Here is an 18,718-nt window from a genome sequence, read left to right on the forward strand (position 1 = left end):
AAAAAATGAGAGATATCTGCTCGCAAATTATCCCAAGATATCTGTGAAAAAAATGAGTAATATACAAGAGAAAATAGATCACTATACCGCAGAGTTAAAAAACTGGAAACCAACATCTGCGCAGGAGGTGGAAGACTTTAGGTTAAGGTTCTTGGTGGCAAAGGGTATTCTGAAAAATTTGTTCGAAGAGTTTAAGGGAGTTTCGAATGAAGAAAAACGTGTGTTGGGGAAAGTGCTCAATGGGTTTAAACAAGCCGTAGAGGCAAGGTTTAACGAGATGAAAGTAAAATTTGGCGAAACACAATTGTCAACCAAACAAAATGTTTCACAGGACTTAACATTGCCTGGACCAGGATTTACTATTGGCGGCCGCCACCCACTTTCGTTGGTTAGAAAAGAGATTGTGGAGATTTTTAAAAAGCTTGGATTTATAGTTGCAGAGGGACCGGAGATTGAAGATGATTGGCATAATTTTACGGCACTGAATTTTCCAGAAGAACATCCTGCGCGCGATATGCAGGATACCTTTTTTATCCGGAAGCAACAAGGGAACGATATTGCATTGCGTACACATACTTCTTCGGTACAAGTTCGTATGATGGAAAATGGTAAACCGCCCTTCCGAGCAATTATGCCGGGAAGGGTTTATAGAAACGAGGCTATTTCTGCCCGAGCCCATTGTTTTTTCCACCAGATAGAGGGCTTGTATATAGATGAAGGGGTTTCGTTTGCTGACTTGAAGCAAACCCTTTTCCACTTTGTACAGGAGCTTTATGGAGAGGGTACCAAGGTGCGTTTCAGACCTTCTTATTTTCCCTTTACCGAGCCTTCGGCGGAGATGGATATTTCTTGTACTATCTGTAAGGGTGCAGGATGTAATATGTGTAAATACACAGGTTGGGTGGAGATTCTAGGTTGTGGGATGGTAGACCCCAATGTATTGGAAAATAGTGGTATAGACTCGAAAAAATATACAGGATTTGCTTTTGGGATGGGAATTGAGCGCATTGCCAACTTAAAATACGAAATTAAAGATTTAAGGTTGTTTTCAGAAAATGACATTCGTTTCCTAAGACAGTTCGAAACGGAAATTATTTAGGTGAAAAACAATGAAAACGCTTCGCTGCTTGTTCGTCCCTTTGGTTTTGGCGATTTGTGCCTGCCAAAAGGATTATTACGGTATTCCGGAAGTGTTCGTGAATGAAGTTTTTTCCTTAAATGAATATCACCAGTTAGTTGCGGCAGGGGGCTATGCAACTTCTGCCAGAGGAGGTGTTGCTGGTATTTTGGTTTATAATACGGGGAACGGTATTGTGGCTTTTGATAGGTGTAGTACTGTTAATCCAGAAAAAAGATGTGCTGTGGAAGTCGATTCAACAGGGATTATCATAGTTGATCCATGTAGCGAAGCGAAGTTTGATATCAGAAATGGTATGCCCTCAAAAGCACCGGCTGAGCGGCCACTGAAACCTTACGAAGTTAGATGGGAGGGAAACATTATTAGAGTTTTAAACTAGCTAGATGGAAGCAGATAAAATAAAAGAAAGCATTAAACGATCGGCCAAAGAGCTTTTTAGGCGTTACGGTTACAATAAAACCAGCGTAAATGAAATCGCGAAAAAAGCAAAAATTGCTAAAGCGACCATTTATAAATATTTTGACAGTAAAGAGATGGTGCTACATGCCATCCTAATGGATTATATACGCGTTGGTGTTGATGATTTAATTCATAACCCGAGTACGGAGACAGATCAGGAAACGTACTTAAGTAACCTTATCCTAAAGGTTAGTAGGCTGACTTACACCATTTGCAATGAGTTTATTGGATGGGATTTTATACGCGAATCAGCCAATGCGCAGGAGTACCTAAAAACACTCTCAGATGATTTGGAAAATTTACTGATCAGCTCTTTTAATGAAAGTAGCGTAATAGATTCCCGTATACCTAAGGAAAACCTAGTGTTCCTGATAAAATCAAGTAAGAGTATTGTTTTTTCTTTTGCTTTTACTGCAGTCAGTGTAGCCGACGTGCGCAAGTATTTTGTTTCTTTCCAAAAAGAATTGCTACCGTACCTTGTGAAAGCTACTGTAAGGAACAGTTAGCCGAAGAAAGACAGTTTCGTTACCGATTTGGTAATTCGCTTGGCCGGCCTAAAATGTTTCTGATATATTGTATCATTAAAGCAATGATCACGACAAAAACGCAACCTACCAAATTGAGCCATAAAAATGCCATCAGATCAAATTTCCAGCATAAAATAACGAGCGCTTCTGTAAGGATGGCAGCAACGAACGTAGCTGTTCCTTGGACGTATTTCAGGTAAAAGGCGACAACGAATATGCCTAAGATGGTACCGTAGAAGAGCGATCCTAAAATATTGACGGCTTCTAGGAGATTGCCTAGTTTGCTCGCATACAAAGCAATAATGATAGAAAATACGCCCCAAAAAAACGTCATTATTCTAGAAACATTCAAGTACTTAATATCGCTACCGTTGTCGTTAATGAACCGTTTGTAGATATCTACCACAGTTGTAGAGGCTAAGGAGTTTAACGCACTGGCGGTAGATCCCATGGACGCTAGAAAAACAATTGCAATGAGCAGACCAATGAGCCCTTTTGGCAGTTTTTCCGTAACAAAGTTAAGGAATATGTAGTTGTTATCGTTTGTATCGGCCTTTGGATCATTTTTTTCCATCAGGTCTGTCAACTCTTTTCGAATGGTTGAAGTTTTTTCGTTAGCAGCAGATAACCGTTGTCGTACATCGTTGACGGTTTGCTTGTCATCATTATCCAATGCTGCGCTTAAACGATCTATCTGCGCTTGCTTTTCATCGAAAATCGAAGCATAATCTTCTTTGATTTTGGTGAGCTCAGTTTGATAAGGACTCTGCTCTATTTTCTTTAATTCCACTTTATTAAAGAACAGTGGTGGTTGGTTGTATTGATAGTAGGCAAAAACCAATATGCCAATCATTAAAATCAAAAATTGTAAAGGAACCTTAACCAAACCATTCATTAGTAGACCTAATCGACTATCACGGATAGAAGACCCTGTGAGGTATCGACCTACCTGACTCTGGTCTGTGCCAAAATAAGAAAGTTGTAGAAAGAAACCACCTATTAGTCCACTCCATAAAGTATATTGGTTGTTCCAATCAAAGGAGAAATCGATCGCATTTGCCCTGCCTGATTTCCCGGCAATATGTAGGGCTTTGACTAGGCCAATATCTTTCGGTAAAAGGTGTACAACCATCACGCCTGCTAGGAACAGTCCTATAAAAATGATGCCCATCTGAAGCAATTGCGTATATGATACGGCTTTTGTACCGCCATAAACGGTGTAAAATATTACAATACAGCCAATAAGTAGTGTGGTATAGGTTGCGTTGACCTGTAATATACTGGACAATATAACAGAAGGGGCGTAGATAGTAATACCAGTAGATAAGCCTCTTTGCAATAGAAATAGAAAAGCAGTAAAGGCGCGCGTTTTTACATCGAATCGCTTTTCCAGATATTCATACGCGGTAAATACGCGCATCCGATGGAATATAGGTACGAAAGTGATGCTGAGTACAATCATTGCCAACGGAACTCCGAAATAGAATTGTGCAAAACTCATCCCCGAAGTATATGCTAAACCTGGCGCAGATAGAAAGGTGATGGCACTGGCTTGGGTAGCCATCACTGAAAAGCCTATATGATACCATGGGAGCGACTTACTTCCTAATAGATAACCATCAATGTTTTTGTTGCCACGGCTTTTAAAAACACCATAGCCAACAATTATTATAAGGGTACAGCAGAGTACTATCCAATCGATTAAACTCATTCAAAATAGATTTTGAATAAGTAAAACGACAAAATTAGAATAAATAACCAAGTCAACACCAATAAATAAAATTGGTGCCAGCTATTTACAAAAGGGGGTAAGCCATTGTCTTTAGGCCGATTCTTCTTCACTCTTACGCTTCACTAATACATTTAAAAAAAACATGGCAATAAATAAACCTATAACCAAGCCCCCAAAAGCTCCCCAGAAAGATTCAGTACAAACACCACCTGTTAGGGTTCCAAAAAAAGCTCCAATGATATAGAATAGCCTGTCTGTGTTAATTTTTTTTTGTTCTTGAGTCTCCATTTTTATATGTTAATTGTTTTCGTTAGCCAGCAAATTTACAAATAATCTGTATGCTCCCGGTACTCCGGCAGGCAATTGTCTAAAAAAAGCTAAGGAAGTATAGACATACTTACCTTTGCCATATTTGGCTACCAATAAAGCGCCATTGCTGACCGGTTCACCCGGATCGTTCATTTGCAATGGCTGTTTATACCGGTCGTCCACTTCGTCTGCGAAATATAGGCCCCGTTCTTGTATCCATCCTTCAAAATCCTCTTGATTAATTATATTCGGATAATGCAAAATAGGATTTGAAGTATCGCTAAACGAAACGGTTGCTGTTTCGTCTGTTACCCTGTCACGGGATATACGAAAAGGGTAAGGGCCAATATTTGCTGTTTTTAGTCCCCCACTTACGTTGTATTGCTCAACTAACGTACCGCCATTTTTTACGTAATCGAGCAGTTTTGGTTGCATGAACCGTATGCGGTTATTTACGTTGTAAATACGAATGCCCGTGATAATGGCATCATAAATGGAAAGATCTTGGTGCATAACATCGTTCTCACTGAGTATGTCTACCCTTAAACCAATTTCACGTAGAGACTGCGCGACTAAATCACCTGCTCCAGAAATATATCCAATACGTTTGGCAGAAACGTTTGTTTCTATTTTACTCAGTTTAGCACTGGCTAAAGGAAACCAAGTAATTTGAGGAATATGCTCATAATTGATTGCTCGCAATGATCTGGCTTTTTCTTCATGGCCATTATACGAAACAAGAAAGGTTAGGGAGTCGGTACTTGCGGGGTTTTCAGGAGGGTATATGGTAGCGGTGACTAATTGTTCGTCGTTACGGTGTTTAAGGTCTACGTCAAAAGAACTGGGGCTGATTTTCCAGCCTTCGGGTAATATGGGGCTAATTTTAGCCAATACCTGATCCGTATTGGCTGTTAACGATAGTTCGATTTCTTTCGGTTGATTGCCGTTGAAAATAACTGCTTTTTGTTCAAGATTAAGCGTTAGCGGTGGAGCGACAACCAACGGATTTTTTATTTCTCCCCTTACCGGATCGTTAAAAGAATAAACAATAGGTGTTTGATAAGTAATTGTCTTTCCTTCGATTGAAAACAAGGCCGTTACCTGAGGGAGATCATCAGACTCGGGTAATCCGATGAGCTGTTGCTCTTCAACTGTAAAAGATCCTAAGCTATGTGGTTGCAGAAGCCAATAAGGTTGTGTGATATCCTTTACACGATGGTTTGTGGAGAAACTTTCGAGCTTACTATAAATAAGTTCTTTCCGATCTTTTATTGCGTCGTCGTTTCCTTCTGTGTGAAGGGACAATAAGCTTACTTGGATATTTTCAGCTTGTAAGACAATATCAGTTTTTACATCGACGACTTCATTAACGGCATATTTTGGGCCGGAGGCATAGCTCTCTATCCAGATGCCCGCACAAGCAATGATGATGTCTTGTACTTCTTTTGCCTTTTGTTTGGCCCAATAATGATCACCCAGCTTTTCTATTTCCGTCAGGAGCTTAATTAGATCTTTAACAGCATATTCAGGGTGCTCCATATCAAAGCTAGAAGAGATATGATCAACAAGAGACTGTATCTTTTCAGTGCCGGGAATTCTTGACCACCCAATGTCTATGCCTTCGAACAGAGATTCCTTGAGCGGGTCTCCTGCTAAGGTTTCAAAATATTCATACATTTGTCCTCGTTGGGCGGTGGAACCGAAACCTTGACTCTTGTGATTTGTACGGCTAATGGCTGCTATTTCACCATAGGTATGGCCTAACAATGGATTATATTGACTCAGGTTTATTCTTAATTGTCCTTCCTTGATGGTGTTGGCACTTCCAAAGTTGTAGGTGTTCCATAGTAGTCGCTCGGCTCGCCAGGGCTTTACATAGGCAAGCTGTTCGGGATATCGCTTCGGATCGGCGGCTGCTTCAAAAGCTTCCTGGGCAATCAGTGAGGAGGCTTGGTGGTGGCCATGACCTGCTCTCGGGTCACCGGGGAACCGGGTAATAATTACATCGGGCTGGAAGTTACGTATTATCCAAACGGCATCGGACAAAATTTTATCCTTATTCCAGATATCAAATGTCTCGTCAAATGTTTTAGAGAAACCGAAATCATTCGCTCTTGAGAAAAACTGTTCACCTCCGTCGTCACGTCGGGCCGCAAGAAGCTCCTGAGTTCGAATTAAGCCTAGTTCTTCCGCTTGCTCTGTACCAATCAGATTTTGCCCCCCGTCGCCACGGGTTAAGGATAAATAGCCGGTACGATATAACTGTTCATTGGCTAACCAACCGATCAGGCGCGTGTTTTCGTCATCAGGATGGGCTGCAAAATATAAGACACTCCCCAAGGTGTTTAGCTTTTTTATCTTTAACCGAATAAATGCAGCATTATTTGGAGAAGCCTGTTGTGCGAAAGAAAGGCTAGTAATAAAACCAAGAAAAACAAATAAGAGTACAATTTTCTTATAAATCATAGGGCTATATATTGTTCCTGTCTTTAAGAAATGATACAAGTTTGGCTGTTGCAATAGCACGGTGACTAATGCTGTTTTTCTCCTCAGGGGCCATTTCCGCAAATGTTTTATCATAACCGTTAGGAATAAATATGGGATCGTAACCAAAACCTTCAATACCTATACGTTCATCAGTGATAATACCGTTAATCGTTCCTTCAAACAAATGATGTTCACCATCAATACGTAATGAAATAACGGTACGAAAACGTGCGTTACGGTTCATGTTGTTGCCTAATCTGGATAAAAGGAGGTCAATGTTGGCTTCCATATTCCGTGTGCCGGAATACCTGGCTGAAAACACCCCAGGTTCATTTTGAAGTGCCTCTACTTCCAGTCCTGAATCATCCGCAAAGCAATCCAACTGATAATGATGGAGAATATAAGCGCTTTTTTGCGAGGCATTCCCTTCAAATGTGTCGGCTGTTTCAGGGATGTCTTCTATAATATCCATGTCGGCGAGTGAACTTATGGTAAACAGTTTTCCTACCATTGCTTGTACTTCAGATAGCTTATGCTGATTGTTTGTGGCAAATACGAGCTTGTTCATTTTTCTTAATATTATTTCTTTTTTACATGAAAAACAATTTCTGGCACTACAAATTTTTGACTTGCATCCAGAATGTTTTTTTCTTGTTTATCTCCTGCAGCATTTCTTCAAAGGTATAAGTGTAAAGCATATGAATATTTTTTTCCTTTGCAGCTTGATTCAGTGGCAATTGTGGTAACCCATATTGGTCTGGAGAAGGCCCTGAAAATATTATCTTTTGCGGATTAAAAAAATGGACGATCTTTTCGAACGTAATTTCGGTGCTTTGACGGGCCACATTCATTACTGCTACATCAACCATTGACAGGTTGAGTGCTTGTACAGTTTTAGAAAAAGCATCCAAGGCTTTCTCGGAAAAGTATTCATACTGTTGATCTTCAATCAGATAAAGAATATGTTGTTTGTTTTCACCCAAGAACGTATAACCTGTAATAGGTTTGTTTGATATGGTATCGATGGACGGTACATTCGATGTTTCATTTGTCTGAAATGTATAGATGAGGTCATCCATTAGGTAACCTAATACAACAGGATCAGTAGTATTTAAGTGGGCCATTTATTAAGGGTTTGCTCAAAGATAGCGTTTTTAAGTAGGAATTATGTCTTAAGAAACAGTGTTGTTACGCTTCTTAGTGGTTAATAATTTGCCATTTAAGGTGTTTGAGCAAAACCAATCTGCTTTTCCAAAAAGCCAGAGCAAGTGTAGGGCAAAGAATGTTCCAATAGTAGCACCTGCCATTAGGTCTTTAAAAAAGTGTTGTGAGAGGTAAACTCTTGAAAAGGCTACGGTAAGCGCAATTAAAAAGAACCAGAATTGATGCCTCCGTGAAAAGAAAATATAAGAAAGGCTGATTGCAAGGGAAAAAACACAGGTGGTATGCCCAGAAGGAAAACTTAGGGAATTTTCCAATACATAATTTTTTATGGTGTAAATAGGCTCCAATGATTCAAAGTAAACAGAAGGCCTGGGGTGTTTTACTATTAATTTAATCAATTGGGTAAAAAAGCCCGTATATAACATGGTAGAGACAAGCACCAATGCATACCTAAATTGAATGAATAGATAGATAATGGCTAAACCAACGGTAAAGGGCCAGTCTCCCATATGGGTGATTACCATAAAAACCTTATCAGCAAGTGGCTGATGTAAATGATTGATCACTAAAAATAAATCAGCCTGTGAGTAAATGGAAGAAAAAATAAAACCTATTAGCAGTGATAAAAGCAATAAGAAAATAAATAGGTCAAAATTTTTAATGAAGGTAAAATAACTTACAGGTTTTGATTTCTCCATTGTCGAAATGAATTTTTTAAAATAAACGCTATATACCTTGCGTTTGTATAAAGTATGTTTATTAATTTTACAGCAGAAGTGAATTAAATTTACTCGTAGCTCGTATGAAGTGTAAACATAAACAAAAAATGAGCAAATTGGTAGAATCCTTATTTCTTGTTAAAATTCGTTAAATATGGTTTTAGTGTAACGGATTTGTGTAACTTAGCGCTCTTTAAAGCTGTTGGTAGAAATAGAAATTGATCACAAATGAAGAAGTATGCAGGCATATTTGCACTTTTGATGCTTTATCTTGGCACTTTAAGTGCGCAAGAGGTAAAGGTAATAGATAAAGTGGCTGCGGTTGTGGGGGGAAGTATTATCCTTCAATCGGATATAGAAATGCAATATGCACAATATTTATCAGAAGGAAATAACCCAGATCCAAGTGTTAGATGCCTAATATTGGAACAGTTATTAACCAATAAGTTGCTAACTCAACAGGCTGTTATCGATTCGATTGAGGTTGGAGAAGATGAAGTTGACGATAATATTAATAACCGTTTGCGGTACATGACGCAACGGGCGGGCGGGCAAGAACAATTGGAAAAGTTTCTTAACCGTTCATTGCTTCAATATAAGGAAGAAATGCGTCCTGCTGTGAAAGAGCAGTTAATTGCGGAACGAATGCAGGCTAGTATCACGGAGAAAACAGGGATTACTCCACAAGAAGTTAAGCGTTATTTTGAAAATATCCCCTCAGATAGTTTGCCTAATTATAACACTGAAGTGGAAGTAGGTGAACTAGTTGTTTTCCCTTCTTTGACGAAGGAGGAAAAACAACCTTTTTACGATCGAGCTGAATCTTTACGAATGGGTATCAAGGCAGGAGATGATTTTGGTACTATGGCAAGACTTTACTCTCAAGATCCCGGTTCGGCCTCAGCAGGTGGTGATCTGGGTTTCTTCGATCGGTCGAGCATGGTGAAACAATTTACTGCTATTGCTTTCCGGTTGAAGCCGGGAGAGATATCTAATGTTTTTGAAACAGAGTATGGCTATCATTTTATGCAAGTATTGGAGCGAAGAGGGGAGCAGGTACGGGCTAGACATATTCTGATCGGTACGAAGCCAACAGCTACGAGCATGGAAAGGGCGAAAGGGCATATCGATAGTATTTATCAACAAGTTAAAGAAAGCAAGTTGCCATTTTCTACAGCAGCATCTTTATATTCAGATAATGAAATGTCTAAATATAATGGTGGAATGATGCTAAACGCTGAGAACCAACAAAGTAGAACGACTTATATTCCTGTAGATCGGCTCGATGCCAAGGATTTCGCGGCAATCGACACATTAAAAGCGGGAGAATACTCAAGACCTTTTGAATTTTCCGATCCACAGACTCAAAAGACCGGTTATCGGTTTCTTTATTTGAAATCACGAACTGAGCCTCATAAAGCCTCCTTGGAGCAAGACTATGCTAAGGTCAAAGAACTTGCAGAAGAAGATAAGCTGAATAGGGTAGTGAGTGAATGGTTTGAACGGCGTAGAAAAACAACATATATTAGAATGGATGATGAGTATCTTACCTGTCCTGAGTTGAAAGAGTGGGTTAAGGAAGATACTACGGCAACTGCGCAAGCGAATAACGAATAAAATAGTACGAAGTATAATTTAATAACAAAAGTGCGACATAGCTTATATTATGTGCCCTCTTTTGTTTTTTTATCTGCCGCTAACCTCGCAAATCATTTCTTGAAATACATCTCAACGATTACCTTCCACATAGCATCTTCCTGTAGCTCCCAAATACGGATATAATGACAGTTAACCGCTTCGTCGTTTTGCATAATAACGGCATTACCATTGCTATAAGCTAATTCTCCACTGTATGCCCTGTCGACATTGTTTGCGGTTGTTTCGATAGTTATTGCTTGCTTTTTTAAGAAGGTTTTGATGTGGTCTAAGCCAATAACTGGTTGTTGATCAGGTAAATACAGCCTCGAATTTTGTGTTAGAAACTCATTAAAGGCCGTTTGATTATCAGCTTTTAAAATGGTTGAAAAAAGTTGATCGGTGCTTAGAATGATATCTTCTCGTTGCCGTAAACGGGCTTTTGACCGGGATTTTCTAAATTGGTTGTCTACGGGACTTTCAAATGTAGTGTTAATTTTACCTGCAGGTTTACCATGTTCAGTTTCTGCTCGGTAGGCTATTTTCCATTCGCCTTTCCTATTACGCTTCCATACACACAGGTACTCCCCATATTTTTTACTGAAACCAATTCGCTGCCAATTGATAGGGCCGGTGGTAAATCCCCACTCATCGCTTTTCGCAACTTTAGCAAAAACCGGTTTCCAGGACATGATATCTGGAAGATCAGGTTTGTTCTTTAGGAAGTCAAGGCCATTTTTGGGGGCGGGAGTGAAAAATATGGTGTTTTCGTCACTAAATGCTTTGTAAGCGGTGAGGACATCCCGGTTCGCTGCGAGCACAGACATGTTGTACTCCGCGCTGATCAGCTGGTTTATCTGTTCTTGATCACCCTGTTGGGCATAACATCTTAATCCACAGGTAAAAAGAATTAATATAAAGTAAGGTGTTTTTAACATAAAAATGTTCACTTAAGTCTGCCCCTAGAGGCGATAGGGCTTTAAGGCTCCAAGGAAACCAAAATTAATGCCAATAATTAAAAGTTGTTGTCTATAATTTGTTCCAAAGGGTCTCCTCTTTACTGTCTTTTAGTTGGATGCCGATTTCCTGCAATCCGTTACGGATGAGGTCTGATGTAGCATAATCTTTAGCAGATTTGGCATCGTTACGTAATTTGATAATAAATTCCATTATTTTACTTAAATCGTCATTTGTGCTATTACTGTCATCTGTTAGCCCCAAGATGTTATAAACAAAATCGTTCACTAAGACTTTTAGGGCCTCCAAATCTGCGGAGTTAATACTGGTTTTATTGTCGTAGACACTATTGATAAGACGTACCACTTCAAATAGCTCAGCAATTAGAACTGGACTGTTAAAGTCATCGTTCATAGCGGCAATACATCGGTTTCTTATATCGTCGATATTTACACTGCTTGTTTTGGATATTTTTAATTTAGGTATTAGGGCAATAGCACTCATGAGGCGCTTATATCCCTTGTCTGAGGCCTCTAAAGCTTCATTTGAGAAATCTAGTGTACTTCTATAGTGTGCTTGCAGCATAAAGAAACGTACAGACATGGGGGAGTAACCACGGGTGAGTAGCGGATGGTCTCCGGAGAACAGTTCCTGAGGCAGAAAACCATTGCCGGAAGATTTGGACATGCGCGCACCGTTTACTGTCAGCATATTTGTGTGCATCCAATACTTCGCGGGACTTGTGTGATTACATGCCCGCGACTGTGCGATCTCGTTAGTGTGGTGAGTGGCCGCTAGGTCCATTCCTCCTCCATGGATATCAAACTGATCACCTAAATATTTACTGCTCATTGCCGAGCATTCTATGTGCCATCCCGGGAAACCTACGCCCCAAGGAGATGGCCAACGCATGAGATGCTCCGGTTTGGCTTTTATCCACAAAGCAAAGTCCAAGCGTCCCTTTTTTTCTTCTTGTCCACCCAGCTCTCTGGTGTTATTTAACATATCTTCAAGCTGTCTGTTGGTGAGAATCGTATAATCGTTGCTTCCGCCGTATTTCTCTACATCGAAATACACCGATCCGTTTACTTCGTAGGCGTAACCGTTGGCAATGATCTTTTTTATCATTTCTATCTGCTCCGATATATGTCCGGTAGCCGTAGGTTCAATACTTGGAGGCAACGTGTTGAATAAACGTAACACATCGTGGAAACCTATTGTGTACTTTTGAACAACCTCCATGGGTTCCAACTGTTCCAGCTTAGCTTTCTTGGCGAACTTGTCATCACCTTCATCGCGGTCTCCTTCTAAGTGTCCGGCATCGGTTATGTTACGAACATAGCGAACTTTATATCCAAGGTATAGTAAGTACCTGAACACAAGGTCGAAAGACACAAAAGTGCGACAATTACCTAAGTGCACATCGCTATATACCGTAGGGCCACATACATATAAGCCAACCAAGGGAGGGTTTAGCGGAGTGAATATTTCTTTTTTTCGGCTAAGTGTATTATAGATAACTAAAGAGCTGTTCATTCAAAAAAAATTTCATTAGACGGAACGTTAAGCAGCAGTTAAACTAGTTCATCAGATCCGCTCGTTAATGGGCTTGTTGTTCTCGTTGCGAATTTAATAAATTTCATCTACAAAAGCAGTTTATCAATAGGAGATGAAGGGGATAATCTCCTGTTTCCTTATAAGTTTACATATATCCTATATAAAGCACATGTCGATTGTTCCTAAGATCAAGAACAGTAGGGCAAAATATTAAGGAACGGATGTGTCTTAAGGCATATTTAGGATTATAAATGAAGGTCACTCCACACGGCATAATGATCAGAAAGCTTCTTTTTTAGGATTTGATATTCTTTCACCTTAAAGGATCGTGAAGAAAGTATATAATCAATTTGAAAGTTCGGGAAATCCCCGTTATACGTCCTACCTAAACCACTCCCCTTCTCGACAAAACTGTTGTTAAGTTCGGAGCCTATAGTATTTACTGCATAAGATAAAGGGGTATCATTAAAATCTCCCGTGATGATAACTGGTTTTCTGCATCGGTCAATCTCTTGGCGTAAATGTTTAGCCTGTTCACTTCTTTCGATAAACGCACGTTTTAATCTACCGCCTATCCTCTTGGTTGACGTTACATTATCTTTTTCAAAAGCGTGTTTTTTTACATCTTTAACAAAAGCATAGTCCTGCGGTTGAAACCCGATAGACTGAAGATGTACATTATAAACCCTAAAAGCGCGACCATGCCTAACGATATCAGCATAAATGACACGATTGAGCGTTTTCTTGCCCGTATAAGAGGGAATAGAGCCGGAGTTTTGTATAGGGTAACGTGATGCGATGAGCAGCCCATAAGCTTCGTATTCGTTCTCTACAACAGCGTGAAAATAGCTATAAGGCAAGTTTAACGCGCCAGTGATACTTTGTCTGATGTTATGTATGCCTTTTTTTCTCGTATAAAATTCTTGTATACATACCACATCTGGTGTTACCGATTTAATCAGGTTCGTAACTTCTTCTTTGGTCTTCGGTTGCGTGTCATGATCATTTTCCCTAAACAGGTGTACGTTGTATGTGAGTACGCGTAGGTCGGTAGAATCTCGGTTGCTTATGGTTTCCTGGCTAGGGCCGGAATGGAAACCAACATGTTTTTTTAAAGGCTTATACCCAATCAATATTGCCACTAGGGAAACGAATAGATATATTGATTTTTTGATAAGCCAAAAGACCACGCAAAGAATATTAACGATAAGCAACAAAGGGTATCCTATACCAAAAAACGCAATAGGCCAATATTTTTGAGGATCTGAATAGGGAGCTAAATAGCTTATGAGCAAGGCAATGCATACCATTAAGTTTAACCCTAACAGTAGTCGAGTCCGTTTCGCATATTTTTTTTTCTTTCTTCTAGGGCTCATGCATCGAGTGATTAATCTTGGTCTTGCTTGCCTGCATTAAAAAGGGCCTCTTTTTCGTCTTTGCTTAAACTATTATATCCGGATTTGGATATCTTGTCTAAGATACTGTCAATATATTCTTGGTTGGTGAAGGACGTTTTACTCTTTCGCGGAGGATGTTCATTTTTTACAACTCTTAATCTTTTCTTTTGATTTTTAAACAGCCTGCTCCAGTCGGTACCCTTACGTAATTGATTAATGTATAAAAAGCCGAGCAAGGCTCCCCCCAAGTGAGCTAGGCTTCCTCCAATATTGCTTCCGCCTAAACCGAGGAAATTTAAAACAATAAACGCTATGGCTAAATACTTGAGGCGGACATTGCCAAAGAAAAGCATACGAATGGTATAATCCGGCACTAAAGTTGCCGTTGCAATCACTACTGCATATACACTGCCTGAAGAGCCAACAAGTAGCGCGGAGCTGGAATAAAAAGCAGGCACCACATTATAGAGTATAAGAAAAATAAGTCCGCCTACAAACCCACCAGCGAGGTACACAAATACAAGTTGCCTGTTATTTAGAAAGCTGAGGAAAATAATACCTAACCAATAAAGCCATAACATGTTAAATAGAAAGTGAAAAAAGCCATTTTGCGTGAACATGTAGGTTAGTATGGTCCAGGGTCGGTAGATCAGCTTTTCTAAACTTGCCGGTAACGCGAGCTGCGTTAGCGTGGTGATACCGATAGTTGTGTTAGCAAAGAAATCTATTAACGCAAGGATGCCGAGCAATAAGAAAATAATAGTATTAATTGCTATAAAGAAGTTAAGCTTATTGCCAGACTGAAATGCTTTAAAGTACAATTCACCTAAAAAAGATCTCTTCATAGTTTTTAGTAATTAACGAGGTGTTTAACCCCATAATGTTGGACGTTTTATTCGCCAAAGCTTTATTAGTATGAAGCCAAATAGTGCCCCCCCGAGGTGGGCAAAATGTGCTACCGAGTCGCCTGCAAATCTTGATACCCCTAAAAATAATTCCAATATAATATAAATCGGGATAAATATCTTAGCTTTTATCGGAACAGGAATAAACATGAGATAAAGTTCTGTGTTTGGGAAAAGGTACCCAAAGGCCACTAATAATCCAAAAATAGCTCCCGAGGCACCTACCATGGGAATAACATAGACTGACAGTAGGGTGTTGATCTGGTCTTGATCAAGTCCTTGAAGTGCCGGTCCAACGGCCGAGCGTTGTACCACATTGACGTCCATATGCTGGCTTGCCGCAACTGTTCCGGTAATGGCGTTTACCTCATAAGCTTGTACTGCAAATTGCAGTGCGAGGGCACCGAGTCCGGTTATTAAATAATAATTGATAAACCGCTTAGGGCCGAGTATCTGTTCCAGCACCGGACCAAACATAAAAAGGGCGAACATATTAAAGAATATGTGCATGAAGTTTCCGTGCATGAACATGTAGGTAAACACTTGCCACCAGTGGAAGGCCGGAGAATCTGGGTAGTAAACACCAAATAGTAATGTCGCCTTTTCAAATATGAGTGAGCCAATAAAGCACACGATATTCATGATCAGCAAATTTTTTACGATGGGAGGCAGTCCTGTAAAAGGCGATGAAGAGTTGTTGAGCATATTCTTTTAAATATCAATTATTTGTCAAATCTTTCAAGCAGTTCTTTGAGGGTAAAGGTACTAATTATGGGCTTACCGCTCAAGGAAATGTTTGGTGATGAACAAGCAAAGAGCTTGTCGATAATGTCGTTCATCTCATCAATAGCGAGAGGAGTGCCCGATTTAATGGCCGCGTTGCGTGCGAGGCTTCTTGCCAGATTCTCGCGTTTATTTAATTTGAGCGTTGCGTGATTGTTTTTATAAGCTTCTAGTAGCTGTTCAAGTACCTGGGACTCGCTGATGCCTGGACCAATATCTGCGGGAATGCCTTCTACCACAAAGGTGTTTTTGCCAAAGGCCCTCACCTGAAATCCTAATGAGTGGATGTCGGGTAACAGATCATCGATTAGTTCGGCATCTGCAGGGCTTAACTGGATGGTCTGAGGGAAAAGGCTCTGCTGACAGGCTCCCTGGTGATTTTCTAATTGCTGTAAAAAACGTTCAAAGAGTATACGTTCGTGTGCAGCTTGTTGGTCAATGAGTATAAATCCAGATCGGATTTGTGATAAAATAAAGCGGTTGTGTAAGTGAAAAATAAGTTTGCCGGCCGGTTTTTCCTGCTGGTCTATTTCTCGTTCTGTACCGGTATTTGGCGCATCTAAGATTAACTGGTGATCAGTAATTTTATGACTTATTTCGTATAGCGTATCCCAATTTTGAGGAATACCACTTCCTTTTCTTGCCAACGGACCGCCGAAGTTATCTTTAGGCGCTTTGGACGAAGTCCCGGTATCAAATGGATTGAATTGTGGGTTAAAATTTATTGTTGGAGGGACAATATCTTCAGTTTTCTTATGCGAGATCAAATGGCTGAATCCGGTTTCCTGGTTAAAGTCTAAACTCGGTGTGATGTTATATTTACCTAAAGAGCGTTTTATCGCAGATCGAATAATAGCGTAAATAGAGCGTTCATCTTGATATTTAATTTCTGTTTTTGTGGGGTGCACATTGATGTCTATCTGCGAAGGATCAATCTCGATAAATAAGACATACAAAGGGTAGCTTTCTGCCGGGAGAATTTCATCATAAGCGTTAAGTACCGCGTGGTTTAAATAAGGATCTTTTATAAATCGATTATTAACAAAGAAATATTGCTCTCCACGTGTTTTCTTTGCGTACTCAGGCTTTCCTATGAAACCATTTAGGTTAATGATGGTGGTTGACTCTTCAACTGGAACCAAGCGTTGGTTATAATTGTTGCCAAAGATATGCACGATGCGTTGTTTGAGCCCCTCCGCGGGAAGATGAAAAACTTCATTGCCATCGCTGTGCAAAGTGAAGAAAATTTTGGGGTGCGCCAATGCTACCCGTTGAAATTCCTCTATAATATGGCGCATTTCAACCGCGTTGCTCTTCAAAAAGTTACGACGGGCAGGGGTGTTGAAAAAAAGGTTTTTCACACTGATACTTGTTCCCGCCGGACCCGCAGTAGGTTCTTGGTTCATAACTTCTGATCCCTCTATGGTGATGGATGTGCCTAATTCCTCTTCATGTTTGCGGGTTTTAAGTTCTACATGTGCGATCGCTGCTATAGACGCCATCGCTTCTCCCCGAAACCCCATGGTACGTATAGCAAATAAATCTTCGGCTTTACGAAGCTTTGATGTCGCATGCCTTTCAAAACATCTGCGCGCATCAGTAACGCTCATGCCGCAACCGTTATCGATTATCTGGATAAGCGATTTTCCTGCATCTTTAATTATTAATTGAATCTTGTCTGCACCTGCGTCAATAGCATTCTCGATCAGCTCTTTTACAGCGGATGCCGGACGTTGTACTACCTCGCCTGCCGCAATTTGGTTGGCCACCGAATCAGGTAGTAATTGAATGATATCTGACATACGTTGCGAATTTACAAATAAGAACTGAGACTCTCTTTATTTAGCAGAGACAGCTTTTTGTCAAACCTTTCGATTTCATCTTCCAACGTATCAAAAGAGCACATGAGTCGTACCTCATGGATGGATTCATCCCATGTATAAAAAGAGAATTCTTCTTGGAGCAAGGGAATCCAAGGAGCCGGCATTGTAGCAAAAATAGCATTTACTTCGACGGGTTTCGTTAGGGTAATCTGTGGGTATTTTTTTAATGTATTGGCTAGTTTTTTAGTTCGCGCTAACGCAATGGAACTATATTTTTGCCACGTTTTTTGATGTAGAAGCGCTAAAAATTGAGCAGCAATAAAACGGTTCTTAGAGGCAAGTTGCATACTTCTTTTGTGAAGGAAAGGGGCTTTTTCACTGCAAATCGGATTGAAAATCAATACTGCCTCCCCATAGAGCATACCCGCTTTTGTTCCTCCGATAGAGATAACATCCACATCGCTGGCTGCAATAATATCTTTCAATTCGCAACCTAGGGCAGTTGCAGCGGTAAAAATACGTGAACCATCGATGTGAAATAATAGTTTGTAACGTCTGGTAAGTTCACCTAGTTTTTGCAGCTCATCTAGTGTATAGAGTGTGCCATATTCTGTTGGTTGTGCGATGCTCAGTACCTTCGCTTGCGGATGATGAAGGTCCCCCTGTCTTTTTATAGACTTTTCGATAATATCGACGGATAATTTTCCCTGGTTGTCAACCTTTAGTGGTAGCAGCCTACAACCCATTAAGGTTTCCGGCGCAGTTGATTCATCTACATAGATATGGGCTGTTTCTGCACAGAGTACCGAACTAAAAGGATCAACCATGCAGCTTAGACCAAGTAAATTAGCTCCTGTACCGTTAAAGACTAGGTACATGCTCAGTTGCTCTCTATTGAGGATGGAAGCAAAAGATTTTTTTAGGCTACTTGTTGTTTGATCGTTTCCATACGCCGGGGCATGTAAATTGTTTTCGTTAATAAGAGATGCTATAACTTCAGGAATGGCCCCTGCGTAATTATCGCTCGCAAATGACTTCATGGTTTTATATTAATTTTTATTTTGTATTTGCCTCAAAGGTTTTCAGGTTTCTGCTAATTTTTTTGGGCGGACCTCAATGGAGTTTT

At 40.1% G+C, this 18,718-nt stretch carries 17 protein-coding genes; 4 read left to right on the forward strand and 13 right to left on the reverse strand.

Annotated features, from left to right (window positions below; genetic code table 11):
• Positions 1–52: 52 nt before the first annotated feature.
• From pheS to H8S90_RS06740, 3 genes are read left to right on the forward strand one after another with little or no spacing between them, the layout of a single operon-like run.
• On the forward strand, positions 53–1,099 hold the full coding sequence (pheS, locus tag H8S90_RS06730) for a phenylalanine--tRNA ligase subunit alpha (protein WP_187341798.1): 1,047 nt from the start codon (positions 53–55) through the stop codon (positions 1,097–1,099).
• A gap of 10 nt (positions 1,100–1,109) precedes the next feature.
• Positions 1,110–1,517 (forward strand): hypothetical protein, encoded by a 408-nt coding sequence (locus H8S90_RS06735; protein WP_187341799.1) that lies wholly within the window; start codon positions 1,110–1,112, stop codon positions 1,515–1,517.
• 4 nt (positions 1,518–1,521) lie between these two features.
• Complete coding sequence (locus H8S90_RS06740) at positions 1,522–2,103, forward strand: TetR/AcrR family transcriptional regulator (RefSeq protein WP_187341800.1); 582 nt, start codon at positions 1,522–1,524, stop codon at positions 2,101–2,103.
• A 19-nt stretch (positions 2,104–2,122) separates the two neighbouring features.
• Here H8S90_RS06740 and H8S90_RS06745 read toward each other — a convergent pair whose 3' ends face one another.
• The 6 genes from H8S90_RS06745 to H8S90_RS06770 all read right to left on the reverse strand — a co-directional run bounded on the left by H8S90_RS06745 (position 2,123) and on the right by H8S90_RS06770 (position 8,514).
• The gene (locus tag H8S90_RS06745) at positions 2,123–3,835 is read right to left on the reverse strand and encodes a sodium:solute symporter (RefSeq protein ID WP_187341801.1); all 1,713 of its coding nucleotides are present in this window, start codon (positions 3,833–3,835) and stop codon (positions 2,123–2,125) included.
• Between the two features lie 111 nt (positions 3,836–3,946).
• Entirely contained in the window at positions 3,947–4,144 is a 198-nt protein-coding gene (locus H8S90_RS06750) for a hypothetical protein (protein ID WP_187341802.1), read from the reverse strand.
• Between the two features lie 9 nt (positions 4,145–4,153).
• Positions 4,154–6,631 (reverse strand): PIG-L family deacetylase, encoded by a 2,478-nt coding sequence (locus H8S90_RS06755; RefSeq protein WP_187341803.1) that lies wholly within the window; start codon positions 6,629–6,631, stop codon positions 4,154–4,156.
• 4 nt (positions 6,632–6,635) lie between these two features.
• Positions 6,636–7,220: a non-canonical purine NTP diphosphatase gene (locus tag H8S90_RS06760; RefSeq protein ID WP_187341804.1), complete on the reverse strand. Its 585-nt coding sequence runs from the start codon at positions 7,218–7,220 to the stop codon at positions 6,636–6,638.
• A gap of 46 nt (positions 7,221–7,266) precedes the next feature.
• Positions 7,267–7,776, reverse strand: a complete 510-nt coding sequence (locus H8S90_RS06765; protein WP_187341805.1) for a hypothetical protein — start codon at positions 7,774–7,776, stop codon at positions 7,267–7,269.
• Between the two features lie 48 nt (positions 7,777–7,824).
• Complete coding sequence (locus H8S90_RS06770; RefSeq protein WP_187341806.1) at positions 7,825–8,514, reverse strand: phosphatase PAP2 family protein; 690 nt, start codon at positions 8,512–8,514, stop codon at positions 7,825–7,827.
• 249 nt (positions 8,515–8,763) lie between these two features.
• Between H8S90_RS06770 and H8S90_RS06775 the strand changes: the two genes are divergently transcribed.
• Entirely contained in the window at positions 8,764–10,152 is a 1,389-nt protein-coding gene (locus tag H8S90_RS06775) for a peptidylprolyl isomerase (protein WP_187341807.1), read from the forward strand.
• 92 nt (positions 10,153–10,244) lie between these two features.
• Here H8S90_RS06775 and H8S90_RS06780 read toward each other — a convergent pair whose 3' ends face one another.
• The 7 genes from H8S90_RS06780 to H8S90_RS06810 form a co-directional block, all read right to left on the reverse strand.
• Positions 10,245–11,108 (reverse strand): DUF4440 domain-containing protein, encoded by an 864-nt coding sequence (locus H8S90_RS06780; protein ID WP_187341808.1) that lies wholly within the window; start codon positions 11,106–11,108, stop codon positions 10,245–10,247.
• Positions 11,109–11,199: 91 nt separating this feature from the next.
• Positions 11,200–12,663, reverse strand: a complete 1,464-nt coding sequence (gene cysS, locus H8S90_RS06785; RefSeq protein WP_187341809.1) for a cysteine--tRNA ligase — start codon at positions 12,661–12,663, stop codon at positions 11,200–11,202.
• Between the two features lie 266 nt (positions 12,664–12,929).
• Positions 12,930–14,060, reverse strand: a complete 1,131-nt coding sequence (locus tag H8S90_RS06790) for an endonuclease/exonuclease/phosphatase family protein (RefSeq protein WP_187341810.1) — start codon at positions 14,058–14,060, stop codon at positions 12,930–12,932.
• 11 nt (positions 14,061–14,071) lie between these two features.
• Complete coding sequence (locus H8S90_RS06795) at positions 14,072–14,926, reverse strand: rhomboid family intramembrane serine protease (protein ID WP_187341811.1); 855 nt, start codon at positions 14,924–14,926, stop codon at positions 14,072–14,074.
• Between the two features lie 24 nt (positions 14,927–14,950).
• Positions 14,951–15,628, reverse strand: a complete 678-nt coding sequence (locus tag H8S90_RS06800; protein ID WP_370525687.1) for a rhomboid family intramembrane serine protease — start codon at positions 15,626–15,628, stop codon at positions 14,951–14,953.
• 80 nt (positions 15,629–15,708) lie between these two features.
• Positions 15,709–17,571 (reverse strand): DNA mismatch repair endonuclease MutL, encoded by a 1,863-nt coding sequence (gene mutL, locus H8S90_RS06805; protein ID WP_187341813.1) that lies wholly within the window; start codon positions 17,569–17,571, stop codon positions 15,709–15,711.
• A gap of 11 nt (positions 17,572–17,582) precedes the next feature.
• Entirely contained in the window at positions 17,583–18,632 is a 1,050-nt protein-coding gene (locus H8S90_RS06810; protein ID WP_187341814.1) for a low specificity L-threonine aldolase, read from the reverse strand.
• Positions 18,633–18,718 lie beyond the last annotated feature (86 nt).

The sequence above is a fragment of the Olivibacter sp. SDN3 genome (genome assembly GCF_014334135.1).
Lineage (GTDB): Bacteria > Bacteroidota > Bacteroidia > Sphingobacteriales > Sphingobacteriaceae > Olivibacter.